General features: G+C 74.9%; 29 protein-coding genes. 21 read left to right on the forward strand and 8 right to left on the reverse strand.

Translation table 11 applies throughout. The annotated features are described in order from the left end of the window. Positions 1-4: 4 nt before the first annotated feature. Positions 5-1,117 carry an HNH endonuclease gene (locus ACI78S_RS08975; RefSeq protein ID WP_456972340.1) on the reverse strand — a complete coding sequence of 371 codons (1,113 nt, stop codon included), beginning with the start codon at positions 1,115-1,117 and terminating at the stop codon, positions 5-7. A 283-nt stretch (positions 1,118-1,400) separates the two neighbouring features. Here ACI78S_RS08975 and ACI78S_RS08980 point away from each other — a divergent pair, with 283 nt between their 5' ends. After that, on the forward strand, positions 1,401-1,544 hold the full coding sequence (locus tag ACI78S_RS08980; RefSeq protein ID WP_456972342.1) for a hypothetical protein: 144 nt from the start codon (positions 1,401-1,403) through the stop codon (positions 1,542-1,544). 281 nt (positions 1,545-1,825) lie between these two features. Here the strand turns inward: ACI78S_RS08980 and ACI78S_RS08985 are convergent, their stop codons facing one another. Further along, on the reverse strand, positions 1,826-2,785 hold the full coding sequence (locus tag ACI78S_RS08985) for a hypothetical protein (protein WP_456972344.1): 960 nt from the start codon (positions 2,783-2,785) through the stop codon (positions 1,826-1,828). A gap of 217 nt (positions 2,786-3,002) precedes the next feature. Here ACI78S_RS08985 and ACI78S_RS08990 point away from each other — a divergent pair, with 217 nt between their 5' ends. The 6 genes from ACI78S_RS08990 to ACI78S_RS09015 all read left to right on the forward strand — a co-directional run bounded on the left by ACI78S_RS08990 (position 3,003) and on the right by ACI78S_RS09015 (position 6,297). Beyond that, positions 3,003-3,332, forward strand: a complete 330-nt coding sequence (locus ACI78S_RS08990) for a hypothetical protein (protein WP_456972346.1) — start codon at positions 3,003-3,005, stop codon at positions 3,330-3,332. Continuing rightward, positions 3,329-4,186: a type II secretion system F family protein gene (locus ACI78S_RS08995; protein ID WP_456972348.1), complete on the forward strand. Its 858-nt coding sequence runs from the start codon at positions 3,329-3,331 to the stop codon at positions 4,184-4,186. Before ACI78S_RS08990 ends, ACI78S_RS08995 begins: the two co-directional genes overlap by 4 nt. 67 nt (positions 4,187-4,253) lie before the next feature. Beyond that, entirely contained in the window at positions 4,254-5,195 is a 942-nt protein-coding gene (locus tag ACI78S_RS09000; RefSeq protein WP_456972350.1) for a type II secretion system F family protein, read from the forward strand. A gap of 31 nt (positions 5,196-5,226) precedes the next feature. After that, the gene (locus ACI78S_RS09005; RefSeq protein WP_456972352.1) at positions 5,227-5,427 is read left to right on the forward strand and encodes a hypothetical protein; all 201 of its coding nucleotides are present in this window, start codon (positions 5,227-5,229) and stop codon (positions 5,425-5,427) included. Further along, positions 5,420-5,830 (forward strand): TadE/TadG family type IV pilus assembly protein, encoded by a 411-nt coding sequence (locus ACI78S_RS09010; RefSeq protein WP_456972354.1) that lies wholly within the window; start codon positions 5,420-5,422, stop codon positions 5,828-5,830. Before ACI78S_RS09005 ends, ACI78S_RS09010 begins: the two co-directional genes overlap by 8 nt. Then, the gene (locus ACI78S_RS09015) at positions 5,827-6,297 is read left to right on the forward strand and encodes a hypothetical protein (protein ID WP_456972356.1); all 471 of its coding nucleotides are present in this window, start codon (positions 5,827-5,829) and stop codon (positions 6,295-6,297) included. Before ACI78S_RS09010 ends, ACI78S_RS09015 begins: the two co-directional genes overlap by 4 nt. Before the next feature lie 12 nt (positions 6,298-6,309). On the opposite strand, the gene ACI78S_RS09020 is transcribed toward ACI78S_RS09015, so the two are convergent. Then, positions 6,310-6,633, reverse strand: a complete 324-nt coding sequence (locus ACI78S_RS09020) for a DUF3303 domain-containing protein (RefSeq protein ID WP_456972358.1) — start codon at positions 6,631-6,633, stop codon at positions 6,310-6,312. 222 nt (positions 6,634-6,855) lie between these two features. On the opposite strand from ACI78S_RS09020, the gene ACI78S_RS09025 reads away from it, so the two are divergent. The 4 genes from ACI78S_RS09025 to ACI78S_RS09040 are packed head-to-tail and all read left to right on the forward strand — an operon-like array spanning position 6,856 to position 10,011. Continuing rightward, positions 6,856-7,239 (forward strand): hypothetical protein, encoded by a 384-nt coding sequence (locus ACI78S_RS09025; RefSeq protein ID WP_456972360.1) that lies wholly within the window; start codon positions 6,856-6,858, stop codon positions 7,237-7,239. 21 nt (positions 7,240-7,260) lie between these two features. Further along, a complete protein-coding gene (locus ACI78S_RS09030; protein ID WP_456972362.1) occupies positions 7,261-9,078 on the forward strand; it encodes a sensor histidine kinase in 1,818 nt (605 codons plus the stop codon). After that, positions 9,075-9,776, forward strand: a complete 702-nt coding sequence (locus ACI78S_RS09035; RefSeq protein ID WP_456972364.1) for a response regulator — start codon at positions 9,075-9,077, stop codon at positions 9,774-9,776. Before ACI78S_RS09030 ends, ACI78S_RS09035 begins: the two co-directional genes overlap by 4 nt. 31 nt (positions 9,777-9,807) lie before the next feature. Then, positions 9,808-10,011 carry a hypothetical protein gene (locus tag ACI78S_RS09040; RefSeq protein ID WP_456972366.1) on the forward strand — a complete coding sequence of 68 codons (204 nt, stop codon included), beginning with the start codon at positions 9,808-9,810 and terminating at the stop codon, positions 10,009-10,011. Positions 10,012-10,014: 3 nt separating this feature from the next. On the opposite strand, the gene ACI78S_RS09045 is transcribed toward ACI78S_RS09040, so the two are convergent. From ACI78S_RS09045 to ACI78S_RS09055, 3 genes are all read right to left on the reverse strand, one after another. After that, complete coding sequence (locus ACI78S_RS09045; RefSeq protein WP_456972368.1) at positions 10,015-10,617, reverse strand: hypothetical protein; 603 nt, start codon at positions 10,615-10,617, stop codon at positions 10,015-10,017. A gap of 26 nt (positions 10,618-10,643) precedes the next feature. Further along, the gene (locus tag ACI78S_RS09050) at positions 10,644-11,279 is read right to left on the reverse strand and encodes a PilZ domain-containing protein (RefSeq protein WP_456972370.1); all 636 of its coding nucleotides are present in this window, start codon (positions 11,277-11,279) and stop codon (positions 10,644-10,646) included. 184 nt (positions 11,280-11,463) lie between these two features. Continuing rightward, positions 11,464-11,952, reverse strand: a complete 489-nt coding sequence (locus ACI78S_RS09055; protein WP_456972372.1) for an SRPBCC family protein — start codon at positions 11,950-11,952, stop codon at positions 11,464-11,466. 81 nt (positions 11,953-12,033) lie between these two features. Here ACI78S_RS09055 and ACI78S_RS09060 point away from each other — a divergent pair, with 81 nt between their 5' ends. From ACI78S_RS09060 to ACI78S_RS09080, 5 genes are all read left to right on the forward strand, one after another. Beyond that, positions 12,034-12,906 carry an LLM class flavin-dependent oxidoreductase gene (locus ACI78S_RS09060; protein WP_456972374.1) on the forward strand — a complete coding sequence of 291 codons (873 nt, stop codon included), beginning with the start codon at positions 12,034-12,036 and terminating at the stop codon, positions 12,904-12,906. A 36-nt stretch (positions 12,907-12,942) separates the two neighbouring features. Beyond that, positions 12,943-14,160, forward strand: coding sequence for an alpha/beta hydrolase (locus ACI78S_RS09065; RefSeq protein ID WP_456972376.1), 1,218 nt, complete (start codon positions 12,943-12,945; stop codon positions 14,158-14,160). A gap of 26 nt (positions 14,161-14,186) precedes the next feature. Then, the gene (locus tag ACI78S_RS09070) at positions 14,187-15,443 is read left to right on the forward strand and encodes an alpha/beta hydrolase (RefSeq protein WP_456972378.1); all 1,257 of its coding nucleotides are present in this window, start codon (positions 14,187-14,189) and stop codon (positions 15,441-15,443) included. 9 nt (positions 15,444-15,452) lie between these two features. Continuing rightward, positions 15,453-16,322, forward strand: a complete 870-nt coding sequence (locus ACI78S_RS09075) for an endonuclease/exonuclease/phosphatase family protein (protein WP_456972380.1) — start codon at positions 15,453-15,455, stop codon at positions 16,320-16,322. Between the two features lie 135 nt (positions 16,323-16,457). Next, positions 16,458-19,052 (forward strand): putative bifunctional diguanylate cyclase/phosphodiesterase, encoded by a 2,595-nt coding sequence (locus ACI78S_RS09080; protein WP_456972383.1) that lies wholly within the window; start codon positions 16,458-16,460, stop codon positions 19,050-19,052. Positions 19,053-19,058: 6 nt separating this feature from the next. Here ACI78S_RS09080 and ACI78S_RS09085 read toward each other — a convergent pair whose 3' ends face one another. Then, the gene (locus tag ACI78S_RS09085; protein ID WP_456972385.1) at positions 19,059-19,295 is read right to left on the reverse strand and encodes a hypothetical protein; all 237 of its coding nucleotides are present in this window, start codon (positions 19,293-19,295) and stop codon (positions 19,059-19,061) included. A 54-nt stretch (positions 19,296-19,349) separates the two neighbouring features. Between ACI78S_RS09085 and cutA the strand changes: the two genes are divergently transcribed. Both cutA and ACI78S_RS09095 read left to right on the forward strand, forming a co-directional pair. Then, positions 19,350-19,676 (forward strand): divalent-cation tolerance protein CutA, encoded by a 327-nt coding sequence (gene cutA, locus ACI78S_RS09090; protein WP_456972387.1) that lies wholly within the window; start codon positions 19,350-19,352, stop codon positions 19,674-19,676. A gap of 155 nt (positions 19,677-19,831) precedes the next feature. Beyond that, complete coding sequence (locus tag ACI78S_RS09095) at positions 19,832-21,535, forward strand: putative bifunctional diguanylate cyclase/phosphodiesterase (RefSeq protein WP_456972389.1); 1,704 nt, start codon at positions 19,832-19,834, stop codon at positions 21,533-21,535. An 89-nt stretch (positions 21,536-21,624) separates the two neighbouring features. On the opposite strand, the gene ACI78S_RS09100 is transcribed toward ACI78S_RS09095, so the two are convergent. Next, positions 21,625-21,912, reverse strand: coding sequence for a DUF6343 family protein (locus ACI78S_RS09100; RefSeq protein WP_456972391.1), 288 nt, complete (start codon positions 21,910-21,912; stop codon positions 21,625-21,627). A gap of 53 nt (positions 21,913-21,965) precedes the next feature. Here ACI78S_RS09100 and prfB point away from each other — a divergent pair, with 53 nt between their 5' ends. The 3 genes from prfB (at position 21,966) to ftsX (ending at position 24,785) form a co-directional block, all read left to right on the forward strand. Continuing rightward, the gene (gene prfB, locus ACI78S_RS09105; RefSeq protein ID WP_456972393.1) at positions 21,966-23,078 is read left to right on the forward strand and encodes a peptide chain release factor 2; all 1,113 of its coding nucleotides are present in this window, start codon (positions 21,966-21,968) and stop codon (positions 23,076-23,078) included. Positions 23,079-23,160: 82 nt separating this feature from the next. Further along, complete coding sequence (gene ftsE, locus ACI78S_RS09110) at positions 23,161-23,850, forward strand: cell division ATP-binding protein FtsE (RefSeq protein ID WP_456972395.1); 690 nt, start codon at positions 23,161-23,163, stop codon at positions 23,848-23,850. Positions 23,851-23,900: 50 nt separating this feature from the next. Then, positions 23,901-24,785 (forward strand): permease-like cell division protein FtsX, encoded by an 885-nt coding sequence (gene ftsX, locus ACI78S_RS09115; RefSeq protein ID WP_456972397.1) that lies wholly within the window; start codon positions 23,901-23,903, stop codon positions 24,783-24,785. The last annotated feature ends 34 nt before the right edge of the window (positions 24,786-24,819 follow it).

Here is a 24,819-nt window from a genome sequence, read left to right on the forward strand (position 1 = left end):
TGCGCTACTCCCGGCTGACCGCCTCCAGGGTTAGACCGTCCGTTGTGGAAAGCGAAAGCTTTCGCCCCTTGAAGTAGCCCCGCCCGAGCCCCACGGGTGCCAACTCGCGCGTCTGTCCGTCCGCAAAGGTGAGTACCACGGCTTCTTCTGCGGTTCGGAGGGTATAGGCGTGCAGTTCATGGCCCCGTGGGGCGAGCGGCGTGACTCCGTGCTGGAGCGGCCAGACAGCGATGTCGGTCATAGGCCTGGCTCCCAAACGATAAACGAACGGGATGACGTCGAGTGGCAACTCTGTGTATTGTTGCTGGCGGGCGCCCGGCGGCGTGCTCACGAAGCAGAAGATCGAGTCGCCCGGCACTGCGGAAGCAAGCAGAGATGAGCCAGCAAGTGTCGGCCCGCCACTCGAGACCCTGCGCGTGACGGCATTGTCCTCCCAGAGAATCAGATCATAGTTTTCCCCGGGCGAGGCAATGTCGTACTCGCCAGCGCGCTCAAGCCACACCGCCATAGCCCAGGCTTCGTCAAAGCGAACGGAGGCCATGGTCATGCCGTAGAGGCGGCAGAGGCGGGCGAAATCCATCTTCGTTCGTGGCCTGATCTGAAGCAGGATCCACATGAGTGCTTGCTGAGCGGGCAGGAGCGTCCGGCCGGCGCGATTCTTGTGCGACTTGCGCTTAGCAACGTTGTGCCGTCTGCAGCGCAGACACAAGTTCGAAAGCCAGTCTGCCTCGTGCGGATCATCGAAGGTCTCGCGGCCTTCGATGTGATCGGCCTGCAGATCAAGACGGGTCTTGCAGTCGACGCAACGGCCATCCTGCGCGTATAGCCATTGCATGACGTGAGGCATGAAGGACTCGTCGGGATAGAGCGTGGCATGGTTGGCCTTGAAGCCGCTGCTCTTCGCTGAAGCGATCTGGGTGCCGACCTGGCTTGGATTGAGCTCCCCGAGGATCGTCGTAGTTACGTCGCGCCAAGACACCAGACCATGATCAATGAGCAGCTCGAGCAGGACGCGCCACTCATCGTCAGTCCACGTGCTGTCATAGAGGCCCGGCGCATCCTCGGGGAGCTCTTCCGGCGTGTCCACGTTCAGCCTTTCGTCGTTGAACCAATCCAAGCACCTGGGGGTGACGTTTCCCTCAGCGTCCGCGAGCGGGAGTGTCCATCCTCGAGTAACCTCTGCCTCGCCTAGCCAGCGACGCGCGCGGCGCTACACCTTCGGGTGACCCGGGCCCTTACGTCCCTCAGCACAAGCTAGGCTCCGCATCGCCGGCAGGGCACGATGCCACGCCCTTTGACCCGGCCCGCGCGCGGTGAGGCACGGCTCCACACTGTCTGAATGGAGCCCTGAGTTGCCTACTGACGTCTTGACCTGCGACCGCTGCGGCCACCAGCAGAAGGTGAACGGCCCCCTGATCGCCTCTGACGGCACCGCCATGACGGTGGAGGAGTACCTGGCCCTGCTCCGGCTCACCGGTTCGGTGCTGGTTTGTGAGGCGTGCCAGCGCGGCGAGGATGACATCGTCGGTCGCCTGAACGAGTGAGGACGTTGCGAGCAGACCTCTCCTGACCGTAGGTGGTAAGGGCGACAGCGACGACAAGATCGCCGACGTCCGGGTGGAGTTGCGAGCACTTGACCTTGTTGTCGGATGCCGACCGATCTGATGTGGCCACACCTGCCGAAGCGGCGCCGTCACCTTGGCAGGCGACATCCACTGCCTGGCCGTGCATGCGCGAGTAACCTGAAATGAGGACGCCGCCCAGGCGTCGGTGACGTGTTGGCGCATCTCTCCGGCCTGGGCGGCGCCTCAGCATGTTGCAGCCGTCAGCTGCGCATCCGCTCCGCGAAGGCCAGCAGGCTGGCCAGGCGTTCATCACTCATGTTCGCGGCGTCTTCGGCCGTGATGCGAACGCTCACGGTCACCGACACCATGGCCTCGTCCGCCGTCTGTCGCAGAGCGGCAGGAGCGGCGGGCGTGGGGTCGGCCTGAGTCTCCGCACTCGCCTCCTGGGCCGGCGTGGGCAGAGCGGACTCCACCTCTACGGCGGAGGGCTCGTCTTCGTCCGGGATGCCGTCCGGCTCGGGGTCGGCCGTTGCCGCCGGCAACGCCGCAGCGGGCCCGGCGAGAACGATGTCGCCGTCACGGTGCACCAGACCGAGCCAGATGAGCCACTCGATGATCAAGGCCAGCTGCGACTTGTGGTCGTCCGGGGAGGCGCCAGCCGCCTTGACTAGCTTGAACATCACCGCGGTCTCGCGGACGCCGGCACCCTGCACCATGTCTGCGATCTCCTGCCAGTACCAGCTGCTTCGCGCTGCATGCAGGAGGTACTCCTTGGCCGCCGCCTCGGCGGTCGGGTCCACGGCGAGCTGTTGGTGGAAGGACAGCAGCTCCTCGGTGGGCACGTACGTCCCCCGGCTGTGCGGCTCGATCCACCCGGTGTCGCGGAAGAACTTGTTCGACAGGCCACCCGTGTTGCCGCGCAGCCCGAGGGTGCTGGAGATTTCTTCGGCTGTCACGGGCCGGCGACCGGACCCGCTGATCTGCGCGATGGCCCGGAGCGCCTCGACCTGCTTCTCGAAGCTCAGCCGGTCGGTCGGAAGACTCCGCTCAGCTCGCTGCCGCGGGGTAGCGCGACCGCCCGCGGGTGCGTCCCCGTCCCCACGCGGAGGTCCACCGATGGGCGGCCCCGCGGGGGCGGTGAGGGCGTCGTTCGGCAGCATGCTCTGCTGCTCGCTCACGTCGGCGCCGTCGCGGACAGACTGCAGGTAGGGCTTAGTCATAGGGGACGACCTCCAGGGTCGAGTTGTGAGTGAAGCTGTCCCCGACCGGAGGTCGGTGACGTGTTGGCAGGCCAGACGCTAGCGCACGAACTCACGTAGCGCCTGCCGATCCCCACGACGCGCCGCACATTTCGCTGTCAGCTCACAACTGGATGCGGGGTCAACCGATCCGGGAGTCACGTGCGGGGTGTCAACTGCATTATCGGGGCTGCCCGGCATGTGCACGCTGCACGCCAACAGCGCCCGCGAGGCGGTCATGAAGATGTGCACCCTGCCGCTGCTGGCCGGGGAGAACATCGGCACCGCGTTCGTCGTCCCCACGGTCGCCGCCAGCGTCGACCTCGTCGTGCACGTGGGCACCGACGCCGACGGGCGCCGGCGGGTGCGCGAGATCGTCGCCCTGCCCGGCCGCGCCGAGGGCGGCGTCATCGAGACCGCCGACGTCTTCACCTCCCGCGACGGGCGGCTGGTGCGCGCCGACGGGTACCCGCCGCACCCGGAGCGCTTCGCCGCGGCGGGCGTCGACCTCGCCGGGCTCCTCCGGTGACCGGCGCGCTGCTCGGCCTCGGGCTCGGCGTCGGCCTGCTGCTCGTCTGGCGCAGCGGCTCCCGGGCCCCGGCGCCCCGCACCGACCCGCGCCGGCCGGGCCGCCGGCAGCAGCTGCTGGCCGCGGCGGGGCTCACCGGCATCAACGCCGCCCAGCTGCTCGCGCTGCAGCTCGGCCTGGGCCTGCTCGCGCTCGTCGTCGTCCTGCTCACCACCGGCACGGTCACCGTGAGCCTGGCCTTCGCGGTGTTCGGCTTCCTGCTGCCGTACGCGCAGGTGCGCCGGCTGGCCGGCAAGCGCCGCGCCGACCTGCGCGAGGTGTGGCCCGAGGTGGTCGACAACCTGGCCTCCGCCGTCCGGGCCGGGCTGTCGCTGCCCGAGGCGCTGACCGCGCTCGCCGCCCGCGGACCGGGGGTGCTGCGCCCGCCGTTCGCCCGGTTCGCCGCCGAGTACCGGTCGAGCGGCCGGTTAGGGCCGGCCCTCGACCGGCTCAAGGACGACCTCGCCGACCCGGTCGGCGACCGCATCGTCGAGACGCTGCGCGTGGCCCGGGAGGTCGGCGGCACGGACCTGGGCCGCGTGCTGCGCACCCTCGCCACGTTCCTCCGCGAGGACGCCCGCGCGCGGGCCGAGCTCGAGACGCGGCAGGGCTGGGTCGTCTCGGCCGCCCGGCTCGCGGTCGCCGCGCCCTGGGTGGTGCTCCTCCTGCTGGCCACCCAGTCGACGACGCTGGCCGCCTACGACAGCCCGGTCGGCACCGCGCTGCTCGTCGGCGGTGGCGCCGTCTGCGTCGTGGCCTACCGGCTGATGCTGCGGATCGGGCGGCTGCCCGAGGACGTGCGGGTGCTCCAGTGAGCGAGCATCGCAGCGAGGGACGAGCGAGGAGCGCAGCGAACGGGCCGCGGAGCGGCGAGGTGACGCAGTGAGCGAGGGCGTGCTGGGGATGCTGCTCGGGCTGGTCGCCGCCGCCGGCCTCGTGCTCGCGGTGAGCTACGCGCCGCCGTTCCGGTCGGTGCGGCTGGTCGACCGGCTGGCCCCCTACGTGCACGACACGCCCCCGCCGTCCCGGCTGCTGGGCACGGCGACCGAGGCCGGGCTGCTCTCCGCGGTCCGCCGCATCTTCGGGCCGGTCGTCGGCGACGGCGCCCGGCTCGTCGACCGCGTGCTCGGCGGCCGGGCGGCGGTGCGCCGCCGGCTGGACGCCCTCGGCGGGCAGTCGACGGTCGAGGACTTCCGCATCGAGCAGGTGGTGTGGGGCGGGCTGGGCCTGCTCGGCGCGGCCGCGGTCGCGACCGCCGGCTCGGTCGCCGCCGGCAGCCTCAACGTGCTCTCCGCCGGGCTGCTGTGCGTAGCCGGCCTGGTGGGCGGCGTCCTCGGCCGCGACTGGTGGCTGACCCAGCAGGTGCAGAAGCGCGAGGAGCTGCTGCTGGCCGAGTTCCCCGTCGTCGCCGAGCTGCTCGCCCTGGCGGTGACGGCGGGCGAGAGCCCGGCGGCGGCCATCGCCCGCGTCACCCGGCTCTCCGGCGGGGAGCTGGCCCGCGAGCTCGGCTCCGCGCTCGGCACCGCACGGGCAGGCGTGCCGCTGACCGAGGCGCTGCAGCAGGTGGCCGACCGGACGTCGCTGGACCCGCTCGCGCGGTTCATCGACGGGCTGCTCGTCGCCGTCGAGCGGGGCACCCCGCTGGCCGAGGTGCTGCGCGCGCAGGCGGCCGACGTGCGGGAGGCAGGCAAGCGCCGGCTGCTCGAGGCGGGAGGACGCAAGGAGATCGCGATGATGGTCCCCGTCGTCTTCCTGGTCCTGCCGGTGACCGTTCTCTTCGCCCTGTTCCCGGGGCTGATCAGCATCGTCTCGCTGGCGCAGTGAGCCCGCGGACGCGGACAGGAAGGACGACGGGATGGCACGGGGGCTGTGGGCGGCGCTGGTGGCGCTGGCGGAGCGGGTGCGCGGGGACGATCCCGAGCGGGGCGACGTCCCCGGCTGGGTGATGATCACGGTGATGACGGCGGCGCTCGTGCTGGCCATCCTCATCCCGTTCCGCGAGGCGATCGTCAGCGCGGTGCAGAACGCGCTGTCCTCCGTCACGAGCGGTGGCTGAGCGGCGGCACCGTCCGGACGACCGCGAGCGGGGCAGCGCCGTCGTCGACTTCGTGCTGGTCTCGCTGCTGGTCCTGGTGCTGCTGCTCGCGGTGCTGCAGGTGGCGGTCTACGTGCACGTGCGCAACGTGGTGACCGCCAGCGCGCAGGAGGGCGCCCGCTACGCGGCGAACGCCGACGTGGACTCGGCGCTCGGCGCGGCGCGCACCGTCGAGGTGGTCGCGCGGGCGACGTCGGTGCGCACGGCGGAGGGGCTGCGCTGCACGTCGGCCGAGGAGCTCGACGCGACCGGGCTGACGCTGGTGGTGGTCCGCTGCTCGGGAGCGGTGCCGACGCTGTTCGCCGCCCTCGGCGACCTGCTGCCGCTCGAGGTCACCGGCCGCGCGGTCAAGGAGGGCCCGTGAGGCGGCCGCGTGACCAGCTGCGCGCGCGGCTGCGGGAGGAGGCGGGCTCGGCCCTGGTCGAGTTCGTGTTCGTGGCGCTGGTCGTGTTCGTGCCGCTGGTCTACCTGGTCGCCGGGTTCTCGGCGGTGCAGCGCGGGGTGTTCGCCTCCACCGAGGCCGCGCGGGAGGCCGGCCGGGCGATCGGCACCGCGCCCGACGCCGGCACCGGCCTGGCGCGGGCCGAGCGGGCGGCGCAGCTGGCCGTGGAGGACCAGTCGGTGGACGCCACCGACGTCCGGGTGGCCTACGCGCCGGCCGGAGCCGGCTGCGACGCCGCCGGCTCCTACACGCCGGTGCTCTCGCCGGGGGAGGAGTTCACCGTCTGCGTCACCGTCACCGTGCGGATCCCGCTGCTGCCGGAGTTCATCGACGCCAACACCGCCACCGGCCAGTTCGTCGTCGAGCGCGACCGCTACCTCGACGGCTGAGGCGCGCCGGTCTCAGGCGGGTGCCGGCTCGGGCTGCCGCATGCGCGGCAGGCGGCCGAGGACCTCGGCGCCCACCTGCAGCCCCTCCTCGGCGGAGATGGCCGGGGAGATGGAGATGTCGAAGACGTCGCTCCACTCGAGCTGCAGTTCCATCACGGGTGCGTAGGTGTTCGCGGCGAACACCGAGACCACCTGGCACTGGTCGAACGAGGGCCAGTACTCGGCGATCGGCCGGATCCCGTCGGGGTAGCGCCAGGAGGCGCGGCGCACCAGCGCCCGGTCCCGCTCCGCGGCGGACACCTCCGGCCGGAAGCGCAACAGCGCGACGTACTCCATGACCTTCCTCCCTCCGTGCGGGCCGGGTCCGAGTGGGCGAACGCTAGCCACGCCGTCGCGCCGCCGGTAGGGCGCTTGGACCCGGCGGGCGGGGCCGGGCCGCCGCGCCCGTCCGAGCCTCCCGGCCACCCGGGACCGGCGCCCTGGCTCCCGGGTCGCCGGCCGCCCGATCGTCCCTCCCGACCGCGTCCACCCCGGACGCGCCGCAGGAGGGAGATCCCCGTGAGCACCGACGCCCTGACCACCGCCCGCCCGGCCCCGCGCACCCGAGCGCTGCAGGGGCTGGCCCTCGCCGGCGGGATCCTGGCCCTGCTCTCCTGGCTGATCGTCGGCGCCTGGCCGATGGCCCTCGTGCTCGGCGTGCCCATGCTGGTCGCGGCGGGCGTGGCGCCGCGCCACCCGCGGGGAGCCGCGGTCCTCGCCGGCGTCCCCGCGCTCGCCGTCGCGGTCTGGTGGGTCGTCTACGTCGCCCGCGAGGGCTTCGCCATGACGCAGCCGTGGCAGGAGGTCTGGTTCCTGGTCGCCGGCCCCGTGGCGGCGGCGGCCGTCGTCGTGGCCGGGCTCGTGGCGGTCGCCGGGGACGGCAACCGCTTCTCCCGCGGGTGATCCGGGCCTAGCTTCCCGGCCATGGCTGAGCTGGCCGTCGTCGGAGGGGGGCTGGCGCAGGCGGTGGTGACCCTCGCCCTGCTGGCGCGCCGGCCCACCCGTCCGGTGACCCTCGCGCTCGTCGCGTCGTCGACGGCCCTGGTGCTGGGCGCCACCCCGCTGACCGACCGCTACGCCGACGCCCTCTGGGTGCTCGGGCCGCCGGTGCTGGCGGTGCTGCTCGTGGTCTTCCCCGACGGCGCCCGGGGCCGCGGGTGGCGCTGGGTGCTGCGCTACCAGGTGGCCGCGCTCGCGGCGAGCGTCGTCCTGTGCGCCGCATGGCCGGCCCCCGAGACCGGCCGACCGGCCCGGGTGGTGGTGGCGGTCCTGCTGCTCTCGTTCCTGCCGATCGCCGCGGCCGCCGTCGTCTCGCTGGTGCGGCTGCACCGGCGGTCCACCGGGGCGCGGCGGCAGCGGATCGGCGTCGTCCTCGCCTCGGGGGCGCTCCTCGTCGGCACCTACGCCGTGGCCGGGCTGCTGCACCTGCTCCTGGCGGAGCGGGCGCCGGTGGTCCTCGACCTGGTGGAGCTGTGGTTCCCGCTCGCGTTCACGCTGCTGCCGGTGGCCATCGGCCTGTCGGTGCTCATGGAGGCCGCGCCCGGGCAGCGCACCGTGGCCGACCGGCTGTCGGTGGCGGTGCTCGCCGCCGCCGCGGCGCTCATCGCCGGCGCCACGACCGGGGGCGCGGCGGCGCTGCTCAGCGGGACCGAGCTGTCCCCGGTGCCGCTGGCCGCCGCGGTGCTGGGCGCCGCCGGCGCGGCGGTGCTCGCCGTCGGGGTGGCGCGCCGCGGGGCCGCGCTGGTGCCGACCACCGACGAGCGCACCGTCGCCGGGCTGCGCGACCTGGCCGCGCGCCTGGCGGGTGCGCCCGCACCCGACGAGGTGCCCGACCGGGTCGCGGCCGCCGTCGGCACGGCGCTGGAGCTGCGCGGCACCGCCGTCGACGTCGTGCTGGCCGACGGGTACGAGCGGCTGGCCACGTGGGGCGACCCCTCGGGCGCCGGGGTGTCGCGACCGCTGGAGCACGCCGGCCGGGTGGTCGGCCGGCTCGTGCTCGTCCCGCACGCCGACGGCGTCCCCGCCGACCTCGGCGCGCTCGACCGGCTGCTGCCCCCGGTGGCCGCGGTCGTCGCCGCCGCCCGGCTGACCGCCGAGGTCGAGCACGCCCACGGCCGGCTGCTGCGCATCCGCGACGACGAGCGGGCGCGGCTGCGCGCCGACATGCACGACGAGCTCAGCCCGTCGCTGTCGGGCCTGCGGCTGACCGTCGCCGCGGCGCGCGACCGGCTGGCCGCCGGCGACGCCGGGTCCGCCGACACGCTGCTGGCGCGCGTCGACGAGGAGGCCGCGCGGGCCGTCTCGGTGGTGCGGGCCATCCTCGAGGACCTGCGCCCCGACGACCTGGTCCGGCAGGGGCTGCTCGACGCCGTCCGGGAGCGGGTGGCCGCGCTCAGCCGCCCCGGCGTGTTCGAGGTGGAGGTCGACGCCCCGTGCCCGCTGCCGCTGCTCAGCCCCGAGGCCGAGCTGGCGGTCTACCGGACGGCGACCGAGGCGGTGTCCAACGCCGCCCGGCACTCCGGCGGCGAGCACTGCTCGGTACGGCTGAGCTGCGAGGGCGACGAACTGGTCCTCGAGGTCGCCGACGACGGGGGAGGGCTGCCCGCGGCGCCCCGGGCGGGCGTCGGGCTGGGGTCGATGTCGGCCCGTGCCCGGGCGCTGGGCGGCTCGTTCGACGTCGGGCCCGCCGCGTCGGGCGGCGTCCGCGTGCTCGCCCGCTTCCCGCTGGAGGCCGTGCGGTGACCGTGCGGGTGCTGCTGGCCGACGACCACCCGATGTTCCGGGAGGGGCTGCGGGCCATGCTGCAGGGCCGGCCGGCCTTCGACGTCGTGGCCGTGGCCGGCACGGGGACGGAGGCGGTGGCCGCCGCGGAGGCCGCGCAGCCCGACGTCGCCGTGGTGGACCTGCGGATGCCCGACGGCGACGGGGTGGCGGCCACCGGGGGCATCCGGCGGGTCAGCCCGGCCACCCGGGTGCTCGTGCTGACGTCGTTCGACGGCGAGCGCGAGGTGGCCGACGCGCTGGCCGCCGGCGCGCACGGCTACGTGCTCAAGTCGGCGTCCCCCGAGGAGATCGCCGACGCGGTCACCGCGGTGGCGTCGGGGACGTCGGTGCTGTCGGACACGGTGCTCTCCGCCGTCGCCCGCCGCTCGGCCCTGCCGCGCGCCCGGCCCTTCCCCGAGCTCACCGACCGGGAGTTCGACGTGCTGGAGGGGCTGGCCCGCGGCCTGGCCACCGAGGCCATCGCCCGCCGGCTCGGCCTCACCGCCAAGACCGTCCGCAACAACCTGTCGAACGTGCTGGTCAAGCTGGGCGCGCGGGACCGGGCGGCCGCCGTCGTCCTCGCGCACCGCCGCGGCGTCGGGACCGGCGCCGGCTTTCCGGTCTCAAGTCACACCCCGCCTGCCGATATGGCAGGTCATGACGAACGGGATCGCTGACGTCGCGGGGGATGTGGCGTCGGTCGAGGACGTGAGCACCACGGTGCGGTGCCCGGCGTGCGTGCTGACGCTGGACCTGGACGACGACCGGCCCCGGCTGGGCATGGTCCGCTGGAAGGTCACCGGCGACGGCCGGCTGCGGGTGGGGACGGCGGTGCACTTCGACTGCGCCAACGGCCACTCCAGCGAGGACGACCCCGACCTGCTGCGGGCCTTCCCGAGACGCCGGTTCTGACCGCTACCGGCCCTGGAGCGCGTCCAGGGCCCGGCGGGTCCGCTCGTGCACCTCGTCGGGGGTCAGCCCGTCGACGGAGGCGATGAAGGACACGAACACGTCCCGGTCGGGTGCGGCGAAGTCGAAGACGCTGCGCGAGGAGGGGAAGACCTCGCGCGTGAGCTGCATCGTGACCCGGGTCAGCGACCGGGTGTCCTCGTCGCCGGCGATCGCCGAGAGGAAGCCGAACCACGCCCCGAGCCGCCAGGTCAGCGCCTTGGCGAAGGCGATGTTGAACGGGATGCCGATGATCGGGATCGACCCGACCAGCTTGTCCCACAGCAGGTCCTGGGCGAGGAACCCGAGGTTCGGCTTCAGGTACGCCTTGGCGGCCTCGGGGGTGATCTCGCCCTTGCCGTAGACGGCGCGCACCTGGCTCCACAGGTCGGCGTAGAAGGGGATCGCCGCCGCGTCGACCAGCAGCGTCGCCCCGAACCCGAAGAACCCGCTCGCCCCCTGCGCGAGCAGGTTGCCCGTGGCCAGGGTGCGGGTCCGGTCGTACACCTGCTCCGCGCGCGCCCGCGCGGCCGCGTCGGGGGCCGTGGGGGTCGTCCCGCCTGTGGTCATTGCGGGATCCTCTCCCACGCCCGCGGTCAGCGGGCGGCGGCGGCGCGCTCGGCGCGCAGCGCCTCGAAGACCTTCCGGCGCAGCAGGTCGCCGTCGCGTTCGGGCACGTCCTCGAAGCGCACCGCGAGCAGCCACTGCGGGCCGCGGGTGGTCTGCCAGACGACCTCGCCGCGCAGGTCGACCGAGCTGCCGCCGAGGTCGAGGGTGATCGGCAGGCGGTTGCCGGACTCGGGGGGCAGGCCCCAGCCGTCGAGCAGCGCGCGCATCCCGGCCTCGCTGAGGTCGACGGTCTCCCCGGCCATCTGCGAGCCGGCCCACGGGATGACGACCGGCACCGCGACGCGGGCCCGCACCGCCTTGCGCCGCTGGCTGCGCGTGGCCGGGCCGGTGGGCCGCAGGTGCCACAGCGGCGCCTCGCCCTCCTCGGCCTCCTCGACCTTCGCCGGCAGCGTGCGCTCCTCGTTGCCGCCGACCCAGAACACCTCGACCGGGTCGCCGGGCTGGATCGCCAGCTTCCAGGCCGCGGCCTCACCGGTCGGCCGGACCACCAGGGCGTGCTCGGTCGACACCTCGACGCGTGCGGTCACCGTGATGCCCTTGGTGACCAGCGTGACGTCGGCCTCCGACGACTCCAGCGGCCGGTCGGCGTCGTTCGCGCTCATCGAGTCCCTCCGCTCTCCTCTGCTCCTCGCCGGACGCCGTCGTCCGTACCGGGAGATCAACGGCCGTTCGCGTTCCGCGTCTGCCTCGTCACACGCGGTGTCTCACCCGGACGGGGGACTGTAGGCCCTCGGTCGACGGCCGGGCCGCGCAACGGCTCCGACGCGCCGGGACGTACCCCGGTGGTCACACGGGGCGGGCGCCGCGCGCGGCGAGCGCGCCGAGGCGCTCGAGGTCGGCGCGCAGCGCGGCCTGCCGGTCGCGGTGCTCGGGCAGCAGCAGCGCCGCCACCGCCTCCTCGGCCCGCGGCATCGAGAGCACCTCGTAGGTCTGCACGACCCGGGTACCGCCGTCCGCCGGCTCGAGCGCGACCCGCCACCGCACCGAGTCGCGGTACGGCCCGGACGGCAGCGTCCGCCAGACCAGCTCCCGCGGCGGGTCGACGACGTCGACCCGGCAGGTGCGGGCCCAGCGCGACCACCGCACCCGGTTCGACCCCCGGAACCGGGCACCGGGCGCGGCGGTGGTGGCGCCGTCGAGCCAGACCGCCCCGCGGCACTCCGAGCTCCACTCGCCCACCCGCGGCACGTCGGCCAGCACCGCCCACACCGCCTCGGGAGGTGCCGCCACCAGCGCCTCGACGGCCGCGCTGCGGGCGATGCGGGTCCGGCTCACGGGCGCCGATCGTGGCAGAGGAAGAGCGTCGTCGGCGGGCGCGTTGGCGCCGGTGCCGGTCCGCGACGCGAGGAGACGCCCATGCCCGACCACGGACACGACCTGCAGTTCGGCTCGTTCCTCACCCCGAGCAACCGCGATCCCGAGGCCGTGGTGCTGCTGGCGCAGGCCTCCGAGCGGGCGGGCCTGGACCTGGTCACCTTCCAGGACCACCCCTACCAGCCGCGCTTCCTCGACACCTGGACGCTGCTGTCCTACGTCGCCGCCCGCACCGAGCGGGTGCACCTGGCGCCCAACGTGCTCAACCTGCCGCTGCGCCCGCCGGCGGTCGTCGCCCGGGCCGCGGCCAGCCTCGACCTGCTCACCGGCGGCCGGGTGGAGCTGGGCCTGGGCGCCGGTGCCTTCTGGGACGCCATCGAGGCGATGGGCGGCCGCCGGCTCGCCCCCGGCCGCGCGGTCGCGGCGACGGCGGAGGCGATCGAGGTGATCCGCGGCATCTGGGACGGCGACGACCGCGCGCCGCTGCGCGTGCCCGGCGAGGTGCACGCCGTCGACGGCGCCAAGCGCGGCCCCCGGCCGGCGCACGACATCGCGATCTGGCTCGGCGCGCTCAAGCCGCGCATGCTGCGCCTGGTCGGCCGCAGCGCCGACGGCTGGCTGCCCTCGCTGTCGTACCTGACCGACGACGCGATCGCCGCCGCCTCCGCGGTCATCGACGAGGCCGCCGCCGAGGCCGGGCGCCGGCCCGAGCAGGTCCGCCGGCTGCTCAACGTCGACCCCGCCGTGCCCGCCGAGCGGCTGGCCGCGCTGGCCGTCGAGCACGGCTTCGCCACGTTCGTGCTGGCCACCGACGACGCCGACGAGCTCGCCCGGTTCGGGGCCGAGGTGGCGCCCGCGGTGCGCGACGCCGTCGCCGCTGCCAGAGGACTCGCAGCCGCCGGTTCGGCCGCGTGACCCGGCGGCGGCGTCACTGACGGTTAGGTTGCGGTCGTGGACCGCGACGACACCCCTGGCGCCCGGCCGCCGCGGCGGCGGCGCCGGCGGGTCGCCGTGGCGCTCGCCGTCGTCCTGCTGCTGGCCGGAGCCGGCTTCGGCGCCGCGGCGTTCTACTTCGCGGGCACGATCGAGGCCGAGGCCTTCACCCCGGAGAGCCCGGGCGCGACGCCGGAGTACGACCTGGTGGTGACCGCGTACGCGGACGGCGCGGTGGTGCTCCGCCACGGCGGCGCCGCGCCCGACGACGACCCGCTGCGCGACGCCGCCGTCTACGGGCTGGTCTGGCCGGGCGGCGCGGGCGCCCTCTCCGGAGCCCCGGTGGAGCAGGACGGCGGCGTGCGCCGCGCCCTGCGGGTGACCGCGGGCGCGCCCCCCGCGGCCGGGACCGGCGCGGCGCTGTCGATCGACGTCTGGGCCGATCCGACCGCCGCCTACGGCACCCCGTTCCGGGACGTGGCCTACCCCTGCGCCGACGCCGAGTGCCCCGCGTGGTGGGTGCCCGGCAGCTCCACCACGTGGATGGTCATGGTGCACGGCAAGGGCGCCGAGCGCGCCGAGCCGCTGCGCGCGCTCGGCCCGGCCGTCGCCGCGGGCCTGCCCGCGCTGGTGATCAGCTACCGCAACGACCCCGGCGCGCCGGCCGACCCCAGCGGCCGCTACGGCTACGGCGCCACCGAGTGGCGCGACCTGGAGGCGGCCGTCGCGTTCGCCGTCGACCACGGCGCGCGCGACGTCGTCCTCTTCGGCTCCTCGATGGGCGGGGCCATCGTCGCGTCGTTCCTCCAGCACTCGCCGTCGGCCGACCTGGTGCGCGGGGTCGTGCTCGACTCCCCGATGCTCGACCTGCGGGCGGTCGTCGAGCACGCCGCCCACCAGACCGTGCTGCCCGTGCTCGGCCTGCCCGTCCCCGACGTGCTCACCGGGGCGGCGGAGTGGATCGCCGGCTGGCGCGACGACCTCGACTGGAACGCCCTCGACTACGTGCCCGGCGACTGGCTGACCGTGCCCGCGCTGGTCTTCCACGGCACCGGCGACGAGACCGTCCCGATCAGCGTGAGCGAGGAGCTCCGCGACGGCGCCCCCGACCTGGTGGAGCTGGTCGCCGTCGACGGCGCCGGGCACGTCGGCTCCTGGAACGCCGACCCGGCGGCCTACGCCGACCGGGAGGCGGCGTTCCTCGGCTGCGTCACCGCAGCGGTGCCGTCCTGCTGACCCGCTCCGCCGCATAGGTTGCCGCCGTGGTCAGCGAAGGGGTGCTCACCGACGAGCGCCGTCCCCGCCGCCGCGCTCGCCGCGCGGGCGTCGTCCTCGGCGTGCTGGCGCTGCTCGCCGTCGTCCTGCTGGGCGGGGGCGGCTGGTACTACGCCGGCGAGATCCACGCCGGCGCGCTGGAGGTGGACCCCGACGACGGCCCGCAGCGCTACGACCTCGTCGTCGACTCCGCCACCGACCGCGGCGTCGTGCTGCGCCGCGCCGACGACGGCGTCGACGCCGACCCGCTGACCACCGCGGGCACCTTCGGCCTGGTCTGGGACGGCGGCTCCGGCGTGGTCAGCGGCGAGCCGCAGGACCTCGGCGACGGGCGGGTCCTCCGGGTGTTCGACCGCGCCGCCCCCGCACCCGGCACCCCCGCCGCGCTCGTGGGCCGGGTGTGGGACGACCCGCGGCAGGCCTGGGGCGCGCCGTACGAGGAGGTGGTCGTGCCGTGCGGGGGAGGGGGGTGCCCCGCCTGGTTCCTGCCGAGCACGGCGTCCACCTGGTTCGTCGCCGTGCACGGCAAGGGCGCCGACCGCGCGGAGACGCTGCGCGCCGTCGGCCCGGCGGTGACCAGCGCGGGGCTGCCCGCGCTGGTGATCACCTACCGCAACGACCCGGGGGCGCCGGCCGACCCGAGCGGGCGGTACGCCTACGGCGCGACCGAGTGGCGCGACCTCGAGGCCGCGGTGCGCTACGCCGTCGAGCACGGGGCCGAGGACGTCGTCCTGTACGGGTCGTCGATGGGCGGGGGGATCGTGGCCGCCTTCCTGCAGCACTCGGACTCGGCGTCGCTGGTGCGCGGCGTCGTCCTCGACGCGCCGATGCTCGACCTGGGCGCCACCGTGGCGCACGGCGCGGCGCAGCGGGAGCTGCCCCTCGTCGGCGGGGTGCCCGACGTGCTCACCGGCACCGCCCGGTGGATCGCCGGCTGGCGCTACGACCTCGACTGGGACGCCGTCGACTACCTGCCCGGCGACTGGCTGAGGGTGCCGGCGCTGGTCTTCCACGGCACCGACGACGACCTCGTGCCGCTGTCGACCACCGAGGAGCTGCGCGCGGCCCACCCCGAGCTGGTCGAGGAGGTGCGGGTCGAGGGCGCCGGGCACGTGCGGGCCTGGAACGCCGACCGCGACGCCTACGAGTCCCGCGAGGTCGCCTTCCTCGGCTGCGTCACCGCGCCCGAGCCGGCGGCCACCTGCCCCGGCGCCGGCCTGCGGGAGGTCACCCCCTCGCCCTAGGTTCTCCCGGTGCGCATCCTGCAGCTCAACGTGTGGGCCCGCAGCGGGCCGTACGAGGTCCGCAGCCGCCTGCTCCGCGCCGGGATCGGCCTGCTCGCGCCCGACCTGGTGTCCCTGCAGGAGGTCGACGCCGGGCCGGGGGAGGGCAACCAGGCCGCGGAGCTGCTCGGCCCGCTCGGCTACGAGGTGGTCTACGAGCGCCGCGACGGCGAGTACCGCGGCGACCCCGGCGTCGCCGTCGCCACCCGGCACCCGGTCCTCGCCCGGCACGTGCTCGAGCTGCCGCACGGCGGGGTCGCGCTCGCCGTCCGCGTCGCCGTCGGGCGCGCCGAGTTCTGGTTCTGCTCGGCCACCACCAGCCACGGCTGGCCGCACCAGGAGGCGCTGCGCGAGGACGTCGCCGTCGCGCTCGACGCCGGGCTGGCCGAGCTGGCGGCCGGCGACGAGTACCCGCCGGTCATCGGGGGCGACTTCGACGCGACGCCCGAGCACGCGTCGATCCGCTTCCTCACCGGGAAGCAGAGCCTGCAGGGGCGCAGCACCTCGTGGGCCGACGCCTTCGCGGTGGCGGGGGAGGGGCCGCCGCACACGTGGTCGACCGACAACCCGTACGTCGCGCCGTTCGCGGCCGCCGTCTTCGCCGAGCCCGAGCACCACCGCCGGATCGACTACGTGCTCGTCGGCTCGCCGTTCACCTGGCGGCCGCGGGTGGCGATCCGGTCGGCCCGCGTCGTGCTCCGGGGCGACGCGCATGCCGCGCCGTCCGACCACTGGGGCGTGCTCGCCGACCTGGAGCTCGACGGCATCGCGCTCGGCGGCGGCCGCGGTCTCGAGACGTGGGAGGAGACGGCCCGCCTGCTGTGGCCCGACCGGCCGTGAGCGCGGCACCCCCGCAAGGGTGAGACCGCGGTTTCCGCACTTCGGCGTTCCGCAACGGGGGCCGATCCGCCGTCCGACGGGTTCCCGAGACGGATGCGGAGTTGCACAGTGCGGGATCGGTGGAGCGCAGCGACGATGCTGGGAGCGGTCGCCGTCCTCGTGGTGCACGCGGTGGTCCACGGCTCAGCCGCGGCCGCGGTGCTGTACCTGGGGGTGTCCTGGGCGGCCGCGGCGCTGGCGTGGTGGGGCGCGCTGCGGTGCCGGCAGCCCGGCACCGTCGCCGTGGCCTGGGGGCTCACCCTCTCCGCGGCCGGCGACCTGACCTGGCAGGTCATCGCCTGGCGCGGCGGGTCGACGGATTTCTCCGTCGCCGACGCCGCCTACGTCGCCGCCTACTTCGTGCTGGCCGCCGGCCTGTGGCGGATGGCGGCGCGGTCCGGCCGCAGCCGCGGCGACCAGGTCGACGGCGCGCTCGACGGCGCCGTCGTGTTCGTCGCCGGGCTGCTCGTGGTGTGGCAGCTCTCCCTGGCCGGCACCCTCGCCGACGAGTCGGTCCCGCTGCTCACCCGGCTGGTGTGGGCGCTGTACCCCGCGTTCGACGCGGCCCTGGTGGGCCTGGTCTTCCGGCTCGTGGTCACCCGCCGGCGCGGGTCCCGGGCCGCGCTCGGCGTCGCCGCCGGCGCCCTCTGCTGGCTGGGCTCCGACCTCGCCTACGCGCTGGTCGACCTCGGCGGCGTGACCGTGTGGTCGGACACCGGCTGGTTGCTCGGCGCCGTCCTGCTCGCCGCGGCGGTCTGGTGGGCGCCGGGCACCGGGTCGGCGCCGGCGCCCGACGCCGACCCCCGGGCGGGCACCGCCGGGCTCGGCCGGCTCGCGGTGTGCCTGGGCGGGCTGCTCGTGCCCACGGTCGTCGACCTCGTGCGGGGCCTCGACCCGAGCCCGCTGCTGCGCGTCCCGGTGCTCGCCGGCACCGCGCTGCTCGCCGTGCTGGTGTTCCTGCGGGCGGCCCGGCTGCTGCGCGCCGAGGCCGAGGCCCGCGCGGAGGTGCGCTCCCGGCAGCGCTACAGCGCGGCGCTGGCCGCCCACTCCTCCGACGCCGTCGCGGTGCTCGGCCCCGACGGGCAGGTCGTCAGCGACCCGGCGTCGCTGGCCGCGCTGCTCGGCGAGGTGCCCGCGACCGGGCTGTCCGGCGGCGAGCTGCTGCGCCGGTCGGGGGTCGACCAGGAGGAGGCCCGGGCCGCGTTCGCCCGGGTGCTGCGCGCCGGCCCGGGCGTCGTCGTCCAGGCCGAGCTGCGCTGCCGCCGCGACGGTGGCGACCGCTGGCTCGGCGTGCGGCTGATCGACCTGCGCGACGACGACGACGTGCGGGGCATCGTGCTGCACGCCACCGACATCACCGACCGCAAGCGCGCCGAGGCCGCGCTGGAGCACCTGGCCTTCCACGACCCGCTGACCGGGCTGGCCAACCGGGCGCTGCTCACCGACCGCGTCGACCGGGCGCTGCGCGGGCCCGACCCGGCGTCGGTGGCCCTCGTGCTCGTCGACCTCGACGGCTTCAAGGCGGTCAACGACACCCTCGGCCACCCGGTGGGGGACGCGCTGCTGCGCGAGGTGGCCGCCCGGCTGACCTCCGCCGTGCGCGGCGGTGACCTGGTGGCGCGGCTGGGCGGGGACGAGTTCGCCGTCCTGGTCCGGCTCGACGGCGGCGACCGGTCCGGGCAGGCGGCGGCGACCGCCGCCCGGGTGCTGGAGCTGCTGCGCCGGCCCGTCGTCCTCGACGGCCAGCGGGTGGAGATCTCCGGCAGCCTCGGCATCGCCGTCGGCGCCCCCGGCGCCACCAGCGACTCCCTGGTCGGCGACGCCGACCTGGCCATGTACGCGGCCAAGGTCGCCGGCCGCGACCGGTGCCTGGTCTTCGACCCCGCCCTGCGCGAGGGCGCCCACCAGCGGCGGCTGCTCGAGCAGGGGCTGCGCACCGCGCTGGACGACGGCGAGCTGCGGCTGGTCTACCAGCCGGTCGTCGACCTGGCCGACGAGCGCGTCGTCGGCGTCGAGGCGCTGCTGCGCTGGCACTCGCCCACGCTGGGCGACGTCCCGCCCGACCGCTTCGTGCCGGTGGCCGAGGAGCTCGGCCTCATCGACCGGATCGGCGCCTGGGTGCTGGCCGAGGCGTGCACCGCCGCGGCGGCGTGGCGGCGGGAGCGGCCGGGCGGCGAGTTCAGCGTCGCCGTCAACGTCTCGCCGCTGCAGCTGACCGGGCCCGACCTGGCCGGCGTGGTCACCCGGGCCCTCGCCGACAGCGGGCTGCCGCCGTCGGCGCTGGTGCTCGAGGTGACCGAGACGGCGCTGATGAGCGACCCCGAGCGGGCGGCGCGCTGCCTGTCGGCGCTGCGCGCGACCGGGGTGCGGGTGGCCCTCGACGACTTCGGCGTCGGCCACTCCTCGCTGGGCTACCTGCGCCAGTTCGACGTCGACGTGCTCAAGGTCGACCGGTCGTTCGTGGCCGAGATCGGCCCCGACGGCGCGCTGCCGGCGATCCTGCGCGGCATGGTCGACCTCGGCACCGCCCTCGGCCTCGAGGTCGTGGCCGAGGGCGTCGAGCACGAGAGCCAGCGCGACGCGCTGCGCACCGCCCGCTGCGCGCGGGCGCAGGGCTACCTGTTCGCCCGGCCGCTGCCGTCCGCCGACGTGCCGCGCCTGCTCGAGGCACCGGTGCCCGCCGCCGGCTGAGCGGCCTCAGCCGCCGCGCTCGACCTCGGCCTGCACCACCCCGCGCAGCGCGGTGAGCAGCGCCTGGTCCTCGGCGTCCCCCCGCCGGATCGCCTGGCGGGCGGCGTCGGGGAACAGGCCGGTGTCGACGTCGTCGAGCCAGGTGACGTCGCCGCCGACCCGCCGGCCCACCCGCACGGCGTCGTCCTCCGGGCGCAGCACGTACTCCTCGCCGTCGAGGCGGATGTTCACGAAGTCGCTCATGGCCGCGCCCTACCCCGCGGGCCGCGGGTTCCACGCGCGGGCAGGATCGCCGGTGTGGACGAGCAGTTCTGCGAGGTCGTGGTCACCGCCGACGACGCCGGCTGGCTGGCCGGCTTCACCCGCACCATGGTCGAGGAGCGGCTGGCCGCCTGCGGGCACACCGTGCGCGAGATCCGCTCGATCTACCGGTGGCAGGGCGCCGTGCACGACGAGGCCGAGGCCCGCGTCACCCTGCACACGCGCCGGTCGCTGGTGCCGGCGATCGTGGCTCGCGCCGACGAGCTGCACCCCTACGACGTCCCCTGCGTGATCGCGCTGCCGCTCGTCGGCGGCAACCCCGCCTACCTGGAGTGGCTGGCCGCCGAGACCCGCGAGGCCTGAGCCCGGCCGGCCGGCACCGCGCGTCCGCCCGACACGCCGGTCCGAGGTCACCCGATCGGGCAGGCCGGCGTGGCGGAACTCAACGAAGGGCGCCGCGGAGCCGATGGTGGGGAGGAGCGGCGTCGGGGAGGACGCCCGGGGGTGCGGGAGGTCGCGTGCCGGTGCGAGCGGCGGACCGGGCCGTCGAGGTCGAGGCCGTCCTCGACGCGCTGCCCTCGCCCACGGTCCTGCTCGCCGACGACGGCACGGTCCTGCTGGCCAACCGGGCGTGGGCGACCCGGCACGGCGAGCCGGCGGCCGCCGGCGGCGGCGAGAACTACTTCGACGTCGCGCTCGGGTTCCGCGACGACCCCTCCACCCGGGCACTGGTGGCCGCGCTCCGGGCGCTGGCCCGGGGCGAGCGCGACGACGTCTCGGTCGACTACGCCGCACCGCTGCCCGACGGCCAGCGGTGGGTGCACGTGCAGGCCAGCCGGGTCGGGCGGGACGGGCAGGTCGTGGTGACCCACACCGACGTGACCGACCGGGTGCGGGCGGAGCGGTCGACCGCCTGGCGGGCCCGGCACGACCACCTCACCGAGCTGCCCAACCGCGCCCACCTGCACGAGCTCATCGACGAGGAGCTGCACCGGCCCGGTCGCGGGCCGGTCGCCGTCCTCTTCCTCGACTGCGACGGGTTCAAGGAGGTCAACGACTCCCTGGGCCACGAGGCCGGCGACGAGCTGCTGCGGCAGATCGCCGCGCGGCTGGCCGGCCGCACCCGGGCCGGGGACACCGTGGGCCGGCTCGGCGGGGACGAGTTCGTCGTCCTCTGCCGCGACTGCGACGCCGCCGGCGCCGAGGCGCTGGCCGCCCGCTTCCGCGGCGCCTTCGACGACCCGTTCGCCCTGGGACCGCGCACCGCGCGGCTGACCGTGAGCATCGGCATCGCGACCACCGGCCAGGACGGCGCCGTGCGCTCGACCGACCTGGTCCGCGACGCCGACCTGGCCATGTACGCCGCCAAGGCCGCCGGCCGCAACCGCGTGCACACCTTCACCACCGACCTGCGGCTGGCCGCCGAGCGCCGGGCGCTGCTGGCCGGCGAGCTGCGGGACGCGATCGCCGAGGGCCAGCTGGTGCTGCACTACCAGCCGGTCATGCACCTGGCCACCGGCGAGTGCAGCGGCGTCGAGGCGCTGGTGCGCTGGCACCACCCCGAGCGCGGCCTGCTGCTCCCCGGCGACTTCCTGACCGCCGCCGAGCGCCAGGACCTGGTCGTGCCGCTGGCCCGCTGGGTGCTCGGCGAGGCCGCACGGCAGGGCGCCGACTGGCTCGCGCGCGGCCTGGACCTGGTCGTCGGCGTGAACGTGAGCGCGGGCCACTTCGCCACCGGCACGCTCGTGCGCGACGTGACCGACGCGCTCGCCGCGGCCGGGCTGGACCCGTCGCGGCTGGTGCTCGAGCTCACCGAGACGTCGGTGGCCGAGGACCCGCGGCGCGCCGCCGAGCAGTTCGCGGTGCTGCGCCGCCGCGGCGTCGAGGTCTCGATCGACGACTTCGGCAGCGGCTACTCCTCGCTGGGCCAGCTGGTCGACATCCCCACCGGCATCCTCAAGATCGACCGCAGCCTGGTCGCCGGCGCCGGGAAGCGCGCCGGCTCGGCCGCGGCGATCGCCGCCGTGGTGGGGCTGGCCTCCGCGCTGGGCATGCGCACCCTGGCCGAGGGCGTGGAGACCGCCGAGCAGCTGGCCACCGTCGTCGAGCTGGGCTGCACGTTCGCGCAGGGCTACCACATCGCCCGGCCCATGCCGGCCGAGGACCTCCAGCGCTGGATGGCCGTCCGGCGGCGCGCCCCGGGAGCCGACGTCCTCTCCTGACGTCCCGCGGCCCGCGGGTCAGGCACCTGACCGCCCCGGGCGGGCGGGCGCAGGACGCTGTGCCCGTCGACGGTGCCCGTTCACGGCGGTCAGCCGGGTTCGCCGCGGGCCTTGCGCCGGGCGACCACGACGAGGTCGACCGCCGCGACCGCCGCCAGCACGAACAGGGCGACCGGCAGCCAGGCCGGCACGCCGGCGCCCAGCGCGAGGACGCCGAGGACGGCGCAGACGACCAGGCCGAAGCCGGCCAGCCACAGCCGCAGCGTGAGCGCCGACCGCGCCGGGGGCGCGCCGCCGATCCCCGCCGTGGGGTCGTGGTGGTCGGGCAGCCCGCGCGCGTAGTCCTCGCGGGTGCGCTCGGGACGGGGTTCGCTCATGCCGGTTCTCCCTACCCGGGCGAGGCCGCGGGGCACGACTACATTGGATCGACGTGGCCGCTGACTTCGCCGTCGTCCTGGACGAGCTCGACACGACCCTGAAGTCCATCGAGGCCGTCCTCGACGTGGACAAGCTGCGGCGCGACATCGCCGAGCTGGAGCAGCAGGCCGCCGCCCCTGACCTGTGGGACGACGTCGAGAAGGCGCAGGCGCTGACCTCCCGGCTGTCCTACCTGCAGGGCGACCTGCGCCGCGTCGAGGAGCTGCGCCGCCGGCTCGACGACGCCGCCGTCCTGCACGAGCTCGCCGAGGAGGAGGGCGACGCCGGCAGCCTCGCCGAAGCCGACCGCGAGCTCGAGGGGCTGCGCAAGGAGATCGACGAGCTCGAGGTGCGCACCCTGCTCAACGGCGAGTACGACGCCCGCGAGGCGCTGGTGACGATCCGGTCCGAGGCCGGTGGGGTGGACGCCGCCGACTTCGCCGAGATGCTCATGCGGATGTACCTGCGCTGGGCCGAGCGGCACAAGTACGCCGTCGAGGTCTACGACATCTCCTACGCGGAGGAGGCCGGCATCAAGTCGGCCACCTTCGCGGTCAAGCACCCCTACGCCTACGGCACGCTCTCGGTCGAGCAGGGCACGCACCGGCTGGTGCGCATCTCGCCGTTCGACAACCAGGGCCGCCGGCAGACCTCGTTCGCCGGCGTCGAGGTGCTGCCCGTGGTCGAGCAGGTCGACCACGTCGACATCCCCGAGAACGAGATCCGCATCGACGTCTTCCGCTCCTCCGGCCCCGGCGGGCAGAGCGTCAACACGACCGACTCCGCCGTGCGGATCACCCACCTGCCCACCGGCATCGTGGTGTCCTGCCAGAACGAGAAGAGCCAGATCCAGAACCGCGCCGCGGCGATGCGCGTGCTGCAGGCCCGGCTGCTGGCCAAGCGCCAGGAGGAGGAGCGGGCCGCCATGGACGCCCTCAAGGGGGAGGGCAGCAGCTGGGGCAACCAGATGCGCTCCTACGTCCTGCACCCGTACCAGATGGTCAAGGACCTGCGCACCGAGCAGGAGACCGGCAACACCACCGCCGTCCTCGACGGCGACATCGACGCCTTCATCGAGGCCGGCATCCGCTGGCGGCGCCAGCAGGAGTCGGTCCCGGCCGGCTGAGCACCCGGCCGCACCGCGACACCCGACCGCTTCCGCGTGGGCGACCCCCCGGGGTGCCCGGGGACAGGTACCGTCAAGCCTCGTGATCGAACTGCAACACGTCACCAAGATCTACCCGGCCAGCTCCCGGCCGGCCCTCGATGACGTGTCGACCCAGATCGACAAGGGCGAGTTCGTCTTCCTGATCGGCTCGTCCGGGTCGGGCAAGTCGACGTTCCTCCGGTTGCTGCTCAAGGAGGAGAACCCGACCAAGGGGACGATCTCGGTCAACGGCCAGACGCTGAACACCCTGAGCAAGTGGAAGGTGCCGAAGCTGCGCCGCACCATGGGCTGCGTCTTCCAGGACTTCCGCCTGCTGCGCAACCGCACCGTGGCCGAGAACGTGGCGTTCGCGCTGGAGGTCATCAACAAGCCGCAGCGCACGATCAAGCGGGTCGTGCCCGAGGTGCTGGAGATGGTCGGCCTTGAGGGCAAGGCCAACCGGCTGCCGCACGAGCTCTCCGGCGGTGAGCAGCAGCGCGTGGCCATCGCCCGCGCCTTCGTCAACCGGCCGCTGGTGCTGCTGGCCGACGAGCCCACCGGCAACCTCGACCCCGAGACCAGCGAGGGGATCATGCTGCTGCTGGAGCGGATCAACCGCACCGGCACCACCGTGATCATGGCGACGCACGACTACCACATCGTCGACTCCATGCGCCGGCGCGTGATCGAGCTCAACGGCGGCGTGATCGCCCGCGACCAGACGCGCGGCGTCTACGGCGTGGGCCGCTAGCAGGGCCGGTAGCCGCACCTTCGACCAGCAAGACTCCAGACAGGGAATCCATGCGCGTCAACTTCGTGCTCTCCGAGGTGGCCACCGGGCTGCGTCGCAACCTCACCATGACGGTCGCGATGATCCTGACGACGGCCATCTCCCTCGGGCTCATGGGCACCGGCCTGCTGATCGCCGGGATGATCTCCGACATGAAGGAGATCTACTACGACAAGGTGCAGGTCTCCATCTTCCTGGCCGACGACGTCACCGAGGAGCAGCGCAACGCCATCGAGGCCACGCTGCAGGACTCGCCCGAGGTCGCCAGCTACGTCTACGAGTCCAAGGAAGAGGCCTACGAGCGCTTCCAGCAGCAGTTCAGCCAGCAGCCCGAGCTGGTCAACAACACCCCGCCGGACGCGCTGCCGGAGAGCTTCCGCGTGGAGCTGGTCAACCCCGAGCGCTACTCGGTCATCGCCGCGGAGTTCCCGAACGGGCAGAACGGCGTCGACCAGGTGCGCGACGAGGGCGACTTCCTCGACCGGCTGTTCAGCCTGCTCAACGGCGCCCGCAACGCGACCATCGCGGTGGCCGTCGTGCAAGCCCTGGCCGCGTTGCTGCTGATCTCCAACACGATCCAGCTCGCGGCCTTCAACCGGCGCAACGAGACCAACATCATGCGGCTGGTCGGCGCCTCCCGCTGGTACACCCAGCTGCCGTTCATCCTCGAGGCCGCGGTCGCCGGGCTGATCGGTGCGCTGCTGGCCGTCGGCGGGCTGGTGCTCACCAAGGTGCTGTTCGTCGACAAGACGCTGGCCGGGCCGATCAAGGCCGGCATCATCCCGCCGGTCGACTGGGGCGCCATCGCCACGATCAGCCCGATCATCGCTGCGGCCGGCGTCGGCCTGGCCGGCATCGCCGCCTACGTCACGCTGCGCCTGTACGTCCGACTCTGACGCGCCGACATCGGCGGTGTCGCACGCCTCGACG

This window comes from Geodermatophilus sp. SYSU D00815 (assembly GCF_054050035.1).

Bases quoted from the DNA above. Each gene is read 5' to 3' on its own strand.
- ftsX (WP_456972397.1), top strand. From the start codon at position 23,901: ATGCGCGTCAACTTCGTGCTCTCCGAGGTGGCCACCGGGCTGCGTCGC.
- ACI78S_RS09050 (WP_456972370.1), bottom strand. From the start codon at position 11,279: ATGAGCGCGAACGACGCCGACCGGCCGCTGGAGTCGTCGGAGGCCGAC.
- ACI78S_RS09060 (WP_456972374.1), top strand. From the start codon at position 12,034: ATGCCCGACCACGGACACGACCTGCAGTTCGGCTCGTTCCTCACCCCG.
- ACI78S_RS09080 (WP_456972383.1), top strand. From the start codon at position 16,458: ATGCTGGGAGCGGTCGCCGTCCTCGTGGTGCACGCGGTGGTCCACGGC.
- ACI78S_RS09100 (WP_456972391.1), bottom strand. From the start codon at position 21,912: ATGAGCGAACCCCGTCCCGAGCGCACCCGCGAGGACTACGCGCGCGGG.
- ACI78S_RS08990 (WP_456972346.1), top strand. From the start codon at position 3,003: ATGTGCACGCTGCACGCCAACAGCGCCCGCGAGGCGGTCATGAAGATG.
- ACI78S_RS09020 (WP_456972358.1), bottom strand. From the start codon at position 6,633: ATGGAGTACGTCGCGCTGTTGCGCTTCCGGCCGGAGGTGTCCGCCGCG.
- ACI78S_RS08985 (WP_456972344.1), bottom strand. From the start codon at position 2,785: ATGACTAAGCCCTACCTGCAGTCTGTCCGCGACGGCGCCGACGTGAGC.
- ACI78S_RS09045 (WP_456972368.1), bottom strand. From the start codon at position 10,617: ATGACCACAGGCGGGACGACCCCCACGGCCCCCGACGCGGCCGCGCGG.
- ACI78S_RS09030 (WP_456972362.1), top strand. From the start codon at position 7,261: ATGGCTGAGCTGGCCGTCGTCGGAGGGGGGCTGGCGCAGGCGGTGGTG.
- ACI78S_RS09005 (WP_456972352.1), top strand. From the start codon at position 5,227: ATGGCACGGGGGCTGTGGGCGGCGCTGGTGGCGCTGGCGGAGCGGGTG.
- ACI78S_RS09085 (WP_456972385.1), bottom strand. From the start codon at position 19,295: ATGAGCGACTTCGTGAACATCCGCCTCGACGGCGAGGAGTACGTGCTG.